Here is an 8,462-nt window from a genome sequence, read left to right on the forward strand (position 1 = left end):
TCAACGCAACCCGCATGACCCCGGTTTTGCCCTTGTACAGTCGCCCATCCGGTGACCGGGTACCCTCCGGATAAATCCCCCAGATTCCGCCCTCGCGCAGAATCCGCTCTGCGGTCCGCAATGCTCCCGCAGCCGCGTCCGCGTCACTGCGATCGATCGGCACCTGGCCTACCGCGGTAAGGAACCATCGCATCAGCCAACCCTCGAGCCCGGTCCTGGTGAAGTACTCCGCCTTCGCCACGAACGTCATCCGCCGCCGGACCATCAGTGCCAGGAAGAACGAATCTGCCACCGCCCTGTGATTGCTCGCCAGAATCACCGGCCCGGACTTCGGAATATGGTGCATCCCGGTAATCCTCGGCCGCCCGATCACCCACAGCACCGGCCCGATGACGACGTACTTGAACAGTAGATACCACAACACTGAACTCCATCCGTAGACACGTAAGTTCTGGACCGTCGCCACCACTGCCACGGCCGACCCGACAACCTCCCCGCGAACACCTTGACATCGGTTGGCGGCCCGGGCGCTTCGCTCATCCGCGACCACCCACCCTCACGACACCACGACAGGGACACACCCACTCGGGGGTGGTCTCGGTCGTCGGCAGAGGATCGATCGCCTTGTGAATCGACAGCTACCAGCGTGCCTGAATGAGTCGAACGAACTCGCTTGACCGATCGCATCGTTACCGAAACGGCACCCGCATACAGCAACTTATTAGCAACCGGCCGGAATGCTGGCCGCGACACCCCGGCTCGGAGTGCCCGCCGATCCGGATGAACCGGGGTAGCGTCGTCGACGATGCCTCGACCCGAGTCGAGGTGTGCTTGTAACCACTTCGGCCCCGGCCCTGCACCGGGGCCGAAGTGCTGCCGATACCGGCCCCCCAGAAAATCCGCAGCGACGTGAACCGTTGCGCGACCCGTCGAAGACGCCGCCACCCCCAGAAGCACCCCGCCACGACCGGGCTGCTCGCGGCGATACCTACTGGGGCGGGTTCGGGCACGGGGTGTGGCCCGACCCCGTCCCCAGACACCCAGCGTCGCCGCGCCGACGCCAAATGTGCCGCCGCATCGGTGCGCTGGCCGTGCTGGTCGGCAACTGCGAGGCGTACTGCCCCGCTCGCAGGGCGGCTGGCGCGCCGAGCGGTCAGCAAGGAGGGCTGTGGTGACCGGGGCGAACAAGGGGCTGGGCCGCGAAACTGTGCGACGCCTGGCCGGGCCGGGCGTGGTTGCCTGGCGGCACGATGCCTGGGTAGGTGAGGCGAATGTTCCTGCGAGGCTGGTGTTCTCGGGTTTGTCAGCGCTGGTGGTCGACGGGGTTGTCGATGAGTGTTGGTGGTTTGCTGCGAGGGCTGGGCCGGCGCCGCGCCGGTGGGCTCACGATGCCGCGCACGCCGCGGCGGCGGGCCCGTGTGGCTCTGCGAACTGGCCGGGAGCTTCAACTCCGAACCGGGCGCCTCGCACAGCCTAGGCTCCCTGCTTCTGTTCGGCACGCACCGGCATTCGAAGATTGCACGCGGAGCGTCTACCGATTGGCGTTCGGACCGGATAAGCGGGCTGGCGGCCTGTACGAAGTTCCTGGAGTGCCAGTGTGGTGGGGCGGTGACACACGTCGAGATCGGTTGCGGTGTGGTTCCGGGTAGTCAGAACCAAGTGGTGCTGGATGCTCTTCTCGTGCCTGTGGATTGGTGGGCAAATCGTATCTGATGGTTGTGGTGACCGACGTTGGTGCGGGTGCCGGGCAATCGGCCACGCCGGTTCCTGCGAGATCGGTTGGCGGGCAACAGGTACGGCCCGGCCTGATGCTCGATTGGGCGCATGGGCTGGCCTGGTGCGCGACGGTCGAGATCGGGCGGGGTGTACACGACCGCGTCGCATTCTCGGCAGATGTGCGTGCGATGGCCGCCGGTCCCGCCGACCGCCTGCGGGCACGTCACCCGCCCGATCAGCACCCGGCTGGGCCGCAGCTGATGCCCGTTCGGGCAGGCGGCCGGGATGGGCTCCTCCCACAGTCCGTTGCGGTCTTCGTACAGGCGGTCGGGTCGCACGCCGGTTCTTCCGTTGCTCAATCGGTAAGAGAAGGGCTGAGTCCGACCAGACGATCCGAGCCAGCCCTCGGTCGAAATTGGCCTCAGCCTTCGGTGGAATCGGGTAGGTGAAGGTATTGGGTGATCCACAGCGGGGCGTCGGAGCATTGGGCTTGGAGGCCGTCGGCTGGCTGCAAGCTGGTCTGTAGCAGCGAGATTCGGTGACCGTCGAGTTCGGCGGTGGGGCCGGGGGGATCGTAGATGCCGAATCGTCGTGCTCGGACCTGGTTGTGGATTTCGTGTGCTGTTCTCGACCAGTCGACGGTGGACCACTCGGGGCCGATCGGGCCTTCGTATGTTGCGTCCGCGTGGTTCTGTGGTTCGCCCGGGCAGCCTTGTGTGGCTCGTTCGAGGGCGATTGGCACCAGGTCGCGCGTGATGTCGTCGAAGGTGCGGATCAGGCCGTCGGCGATTTCGTCGTCGATCGTGTCGGGCAGGAGTACGCCTGCTTGCTGGGCCACGATGGGGCCTGCGTCGAAGTCGTGATCCATCCAATGAATCGTGACCCCTGTCTCGGTGTCTCCGTGCAGTAGGGCCCAGTGGACGGGCATGGGGCCGCGGTGTCGGGGGAGCAGTGAGGTGTGGATGTTGAGGACTCCCAGACGTGGTGTCCGCAATACGGTTTCGGAGAGTCTCCAGGGAAAACCGTGACAGATCATTATGTCAGCGTGGTAGCCGGACAACGCCATGTCGAGTCCGTTATTTCCGGCGACCAGTATCAAATCCAAACCGTCCGGTACCGCGTGAACGAATGCGGAGAATTCGGTCGCGGACTTCACGTCGACGGGACCTTTCGGCGCCGTGGGCCGCGGTGCGATAGCGGCTGCTGGGAGGTGCCCGGCGCGTGTGCACGCCTCGTAGAGGGCGATGAGTCCCTCGCTCCTGGATGAGGCCAGCGCGACACGCAGTGGTTCAACCAAGACGCCCCCTCTCGACATGCAAGTCTCACCGTGAGACTGCCGTTCCCGTGTCAGCTACGGTAGGGCGGACGGTAGTGTCTCGCGGTGGTTCTCCGCGTGGATTGTGTTGACATGCTATAGAATTGGTTCCCGAACGTAATCTCGACCGACTCACAGGGGTGGCTATGGAGCGAGGGTGGGAGGCCGATCCGGCGGCGTCGATGAGGCGACGTTTGGGCAAGTCGGCCAAGGAGCTGGGGCAGACCGGTGGACGGGACTCGTGTCCCGACATTTGGGAACTCGATAATGGTGACATCGCGGTGATCGGTCGGGATCTGACGGACGTGTATTCGGCACGTCTCCCGGAAGATGTGACAATCTATCACGATGAGCGTTTGGTAATCATTCCGCGATCGATGATCATCGCAGCCAAATCGGATATTCCGGATGCCTGATCTGTTTCGCGGCATCGCCAGCGAATTTTTGGCCGCCGATGCGATGCACGCGGATTATGAGAGGCGGTTCGCCGCGGCCGATGGGCTGGATTCGTGGAAGCTGGAACGCCGGCAGCATTTCCGCGATCCCCAGTTCGCCAGCTGGGTGGCTTTCGACCGGGGCGAGTGGGCACAAGCCCTGCGGTTGCTCGAACGCGAACGCCCGAGTCTGGCCGAGCTGCAACAGGAAACGGCCGCACGGGGCGTCGACCTGTATCGGGTGCGGGTCGTGCAGGAGCCGATTGTGCCGTATCTGCGGTGGGAGCTTCATCTGCTGGCGCTGCGAGCGGAGTACGGCGAGAAGATCCGCGTCATCGGACCGGAGGTTGTCGAGCCGTACGAATCCGATGGCGAGCTGCCCGAGCTGCTGACCGTGGGCAGGGACACGGTGTACGAGTTCGCCTATGACGAGACCGGCACTCTGTCCGGCGCACACCGGTACGAGGATCGCGAGACCTGCACTCGCTGTACGGATTTCATGACCGAGCTGTACGCGGTCGGTGAGGATGTGGCCAGTTTCTTCGCACGGCGAGTGGCCACCGCAGGCTTGCAGGGAAAAGCCTGACGGCGTGGTGTGTGTGATGAATCGTTGCGTGGTGTCGCATGACCGGGGCCGATGAGGATCGCGGTAGCTCCGGTGGCGGCTTCACCCATTCCGAGCTATCGGGTTCGGGCGGAGATGTCGTGCAGGCCCGGGATGTCCAGGGCGGCGTGCATTTCCATGCGGCAAGCGAGCGCCGTGGTGTCTCTGATCCGATACCGCGGCAACTACCGGCCGATATCCGTGGCTTCGTCAACCGGCTGGCCGAACTTGCGCGGCTGGACCGGACACTGGCGGGTGATCCCGGCGAGCCGCTCGTGTGCGGGGTATCGGTCATCACCGGAACCGCGGGGGTCGGAAAAACCTCGCTTGCATTGCGGTGGGCGCACCGGGTGCGGGAAAGATTCCCCGACGGACAGCTCTATGTCGACTTGCGTGGCTACGACGCTGGTGACCCGGTCACGCCGGGCCAGGCTCTCGATGGGTTCCTGCGGGCGCTGGGAACCACACCCGCCGGAGTCCCAGCGGACGAGCCGGGGAAAGCAGCCTTGTTTCGGTCGCTGCTGGCCGAGCGCAGGATGCTGGTGGTTCTCGATAACGCAGCCACAACAGCCCAGGTATTGCCCCTGCTGCCAGGCACCTCTGGATGCCTGGCGGTGGTGACCAGCCGCAGTGATCTGCCTGGCTTGGCGGTGCGGGCTGGTGCGAAACGGCTCACGCTGAACGTGTTGAGCGAGAACGAGTCGGTGACGTTGTTGCGCACCGCGACCTCCGAGGAGCGGATCGCCGACGATGCCGAGGACCTCGCGGAATTGGCTCGGTTGTGTGGCAGACTGCCACTGGCATTACGCATCGCTGCCGACCGCGCCGCGAGTCGGCCGTATGTGCCGTTGTCCGATCTGATTGCCGATCTTCGCGACGAGTCCAACCTGTGGGACGCATTGGGGGCGGGACCGGAGGATGAAACAGACGTGCGCACAGTCTTCGCGTGGTCGTATCGGGCGCTCCCCAAAGACGCAGCGACCCTGTTCCGCATGCTCAGCCTGCACCCGGGGCCTGAATTCAGCACCGCGGCGGTCGCGGCCCTGGGCGACCTGTCCAGCCGCCAGACGCGATATCTGCTGGACGTTCTCGCCGGCGCGCACCTCATCGAACAGCACGCTCCGGACCGCTACCGGTTCCATGATCTGCTGCGCGCGTACGCGTTGGATCAGGCTCACACCGCTGAGCCGCCGGAGGCTCGCACGGCTGCCCTGCGGCGCATCCTGCTGTGGTATCTGCTCGGAGCCGATGCGGCACAGACCGTTGTCAGCCCGATGGAACCGCATGTCGCGTTCGATCCTGACGAGTCGCCGGAACAGGTCTGGACTGCCACCGCACCAGCTGTGTTCGACAATGCCGAGCAAGCGGTCCGTTGGTACACCCTCGAGCGTGCCAACCTGGTCGGCGCCGTTCGCGCTGCGGCCGATTCGGCGATGGATCATCTGGCCTGGCGGCTTCATGTCGTGTTGCGCAGCATCTACATGCGAGAGAATTCGTTCGACGACTGGTTGATCACCGGGCACGTGGCTCTCGCAGCCGCGCGACGAGCCCGCGACCGCAGTGGGGAAGCGGAGGTTCTGGAGAGCCTGGGGATCGCCTACACCCAATCGGGCAGTCTGGCCGAGGGAGCCGAAAACCATCGTGCAGCTTTGGCGATCCGGCGGGAGATCGGTGACCGGTTCGGAGAGGCCATGTCTCTGAACGGATTGGGGCTGCTGGCTTTTCGAGAGCACGACCTCACGACTGCGTTGGAATTGCTGGAACACAGCCGCGTCGCGCTGCATGACCTCGGTGAGTCGATGTGGGAGACCCTCACCACGGTCAACATCGCCGAGGCGTTTCTTCGTCTCGATCGACAGCGGGAAGCCGAGGCGCTGCTTCGCCCGTCTCTGGCGATTTTCCGGGAGCGTCAGCAGTCGGCGAGTATCGGAAACGCGTTGTGGTTGCTCAGTATGACGCTGCGTGAGCTCGACCGTCCCGAGGAGGCGATACACCTCGCACAAGAGGCCGTGGACCTTGCCCGCAGCCACGGCAACCACATGTGGGAGGGGTGCTGGACGATGGAGCTGGGAGCGGTTCAGCGGGCGCTCGGTCAGCATGGTGAAGCACTGGAGTCCTATCAACGCGCGGCCGCTCTGCATCGCCGGATCGGTGACCGCGGACGCGAAGCACAATCATGGGCCGGCGCCGGCGAGGTATATCGGGAACTGGGCCGGCCCGAGGAAGCAGCGTCCTTCCACCGGCTGGCAATCGCCACACAGCGTGAACTCGACGACCGATGGCTACTGGCAACGGATTTGGAACAACTCGGATACGACCTGCGTCGCGCCGGTGACCCCGACAGCGGCCGCTGGCACCTGGAGGAAGCCCAATCCATCCTCGCCGAGTTCAACGATCCGAAGGCCATCCGTATGCGACAGCGCATCGCGGCGGTCCTGGAAGACGAAGCGAGCTAAGGACTTCCGGCTATGGTGGAGTCAACCCAACGCCATGACTCGAGTCGAGGTGCCCTGTGATCGAACCAATTCTGATCGCCATCGCAAACTCGTTGGCCGGCAAGGCAACCGGTGCCCTGTATGACCTGGTCCGCGCGAAGTTCGCGGCGAGCCGACACGACACCGCCGCCCTCGAAGCCGCGGCAGGCGCCGACGAGGGCGCCCAGCAGATCTCACGCTTGGTCGAAGCCTTGGATCGAGCGGAAACCGATGACACCGAGTTCAAATCCCGATTGCGGACCGAGTGGGCACAGATATCCGGCACCGGGCGGTCCGGGGACGGCGCTGTCACAAACGACATTTCGGGAACCGTATCCGGAAATGCCGTGCAGGCCCGCGACATCCAAGGTGACATCAGCTTCTGAGGGGATCTTCGGCCGCAGTGACGATGGTCCGAGCATCGGGGAGGGCTATCCATACGTCCCCCTCTCCTGCGCGGTGCCGCGGTCCCCTCTTCCCAACTCTTGAGGCCAGTGCTACCAACTCACGCGAGATCATGTTGGGGTGGAAGATGTTTCGTTGGCGTGGCTTGTTGCAAAGACGCTCCGATGGAGTCACATAATGCTGTCGCTCCGGGGTCGTCGAACTTGCTGATCAATGTCAGCGCTTCGTGCCAGTAACGTGCCGCATCGGTGTGCGCGTGGAGAGCTGTCGAGGCGTGAGCGAGATGATCGAGGGCAACTGCCATACCCCATCTGCTGTCGACGCCGCGGTAAAGGTCGATCGCCTCGAGGTGACAGCGGACCGCTTGCTCTGACTGGCCGAAGCGTGTAAGCGGTTCCGGTGGCGTCCAGTGTTTCTGCTTCTCGGTTTCGATCACCGAGTTGGCGATGGATAACCGCCGCTCGATGGTAGGTGTCCAGTGATGAGTCCAGGTCGCCTCGGTCTCGTTGGATGTTGCCGTAGGAGATGAGGATGTAGCCCTCCCTGAGTTTCGTCATCGTCATCGGAAGTGCTGTTTGGGCCCAGTGGGCGGCCTCGTCGAAGTGGCCGAGTGCGTGGGCGGCGCGCATGAGATTGACCAGATGTGCGTACTCGGACGGGGCGGATTCGTGGGAGCGGATCAGGTCGAGAGTGGAAATAGCGTAATCGTATGCTTCTTGATGCTGGTCGGCGGACAGGTAGACCCAGGAGCGGTTTGTCGTGACTACCGCGAGAAGGTCCCTGTAATTGTTTGCGCTGCTGAGCGTTTCGGCTTCCCGAAGGTAGGCGTGTGCGCGGTCGGGGCGCCGCGCGAGACCGTTGATCAGGGCCAGGAGGTTCAACATGATCGCTTCTCCTCTCCGGTGGCCGGTTCGCCGGTACAACTCGAGTGCCTCACGGCCTGTTGTCTCAGCTTTGTCGAGGTGGTGGATTTGCCGGTACGCCATGGTCAGCGATTGGGGCTGCTGCACGATCAGGTGACAGTGGTTAAGCAGCTCGTAGGGCTGCTGGGGTCATGATGGTTTCGAATTCGACTGGGGTCAAACGGCCGAGGCGTGCTTGTCGACGTCGGCGGTGGTAGGTGCGTTCGATCCAGGTGACGATTGCGATCCGTAACTGCTCGCGGGTGTCCCATCGCCGCCGGTCCAGGACATTGCGTTGCAGCAGGCTGAAGAAGCTTTCCATCGCGGCATTATCGCCAGCCGCGCCGACCCGGCCCATCGACCCGGACATGCCGAAACGGTTGAGCGCGTAGACAAATCGACGGGAACGAAACTGAGACCCGCGGTCGGTGTGCAGGATGCACCCAGCGACATCACCACGCCGGGCAACGGCATTGTTCAACGCCGCGACCGCGAGCCGGGATTTCATGCGCGAGTCGATCGAGTAGCCCACGACCCGCCCCGAGAACACATCCTTGATCGCGCAGAGATAGAGCTTTCCCTCATCAGTGTGATGCTCGGTAATATCGCTTA

Annotated in this window: 9 protein-coding genes; 5 read left to right on the plus strand and 4 right to left on the minus strand. The window is 64.0% G+C overall.

Annotated features, from left to right (window positions below):
* The coding region (locus ON40_RS34730; RefSeq protein WP_040829503.1) for a lysophospholipid acyltransferase family protein at window positions 1–421 on the minus strand (421 nt) is incomplete at its 3' end.
* A 1,716-nt stretch (window positions 422–2,137) separates the two neighbouring features.
* Complete coding sequence (locus ON40_RS34735; RefSeq protein WP_083896131.1) at window positions 2,138–3,031, minus strand: methionyl-tRNA formyltransferase; 894 nt, start codon at window positions 3,029–3,031, stop codon at window positions 2,138–2,140.
* Between the two features lie 104 nt (window positions 3,032–3,135).
* On the opposite strand from ON40_RS34735, the gene ON40_RS34740 reads away from it, so the two are divergent.
* From ON40_RS34740 to ON40_RS34755, 4 genes are read left to right on the plus strand one after another with little or no spacing between them, the layout of a single operon-like run.
* Complete coding sequence (locus ON40_RS34740) at window positions 3,136–3,447, plus strand: hypothetical protein (protein ID WP_218008905.1); 312 nt, start codon at window positions 3,136–3,138, stop codon at window positions 3,445–3,447.
* Entirely contained in the window at window positions 3,440–4,051 is a 612-nt protein-coding gene (locus ON40_RS34745; protein ID WP_040829505.1) for a DUF6879 family protein, read from the plus strand. Before ON40_RS34740 ends, ON40_RS34745 begins: the two co-directional genes overlap by 8 nt.
* Window positions 4,052–4,089: 38 nt before the next feature.
* On the plus strand, window positions 4,090–6,525 hold the full coding sequence (locus tag ON40_RS34750) for an ATP-binding protein (protein ID WP_083896132.1): 2,436 nt from the start codon (window positions 4,090–4,092) through the stop codon (window positions 6,523–6,525).
* Between the two features lie 56 nt (window positions 6,526–6,581).
* Complete coding sequence (locus tag ON40_RS34755; protein ID WP_040829506.1) at window positions 6,582–6,929, plus strand: hypothetical protein; 348 nt, start codon at window positions 6,582–6,584, stop codon at window positions 6,927–6,929.
* 119 nt (window positions 6,930–7,048) lie between these two features.
* On the opposite strand, the gene ON40_RS53445 is transcribed toward ON40_RS34755, so the two are convergent.
* On the minus strand, window positions 7,049–7,384 hold the full coding sequence (locus tag ON40_RS53445) for a hypothetical protein (RefSeq protein WP_169541946.1): 336 nt from the start codon (window positions 7,382–7,384) through the stop codon (window positions 7,049–7,051).
* 280 nt (window positions 7,385–7,664) lie between these two features.
* Here ON40_RS53445 and ON40_RS53450 point away from each other — a divergent pair, with 280 nt between their 5' ends.
* The gene (locus ON40_RS53450; protein WP_169541947.1) at window positions 7,665–8,006 is read left to right on the plus strand and encodes a hypothetical protein; all 342 of its coding nucleotides are present in this window, start codon (window positions 7,665–7,667) and stop codon (window positions 8,004–8,006) included.
* Here ON40_RS53450 and ON40_RS34765 read toward each other — a convergent pair.
* The coding region (locus tag ON40_RS34765; RefSeq protein ID WP_040829508.1) for an IS3 family transposase at window positions 7,975–8,462 on the minus strand (488 nt) is incomplete at its 5' end. The two genes, ON40_RS53450 and ON40_RS34765, sit on opposite strands and share 32 nt — an antisense overlap.

The sequence above is a fragment of the Nocardia jiangxiensis NBRC 101359 genome, assembly GCF_000308615.1.
In the GTDB taxonomy this organism is placed as follows: domain Bacteria; phylum Actinomycetota; class Actinomycetes; order Mycobacteriales; family Mycobacteriaceae; genus Nocardia; species Nocardia jiangxiensis.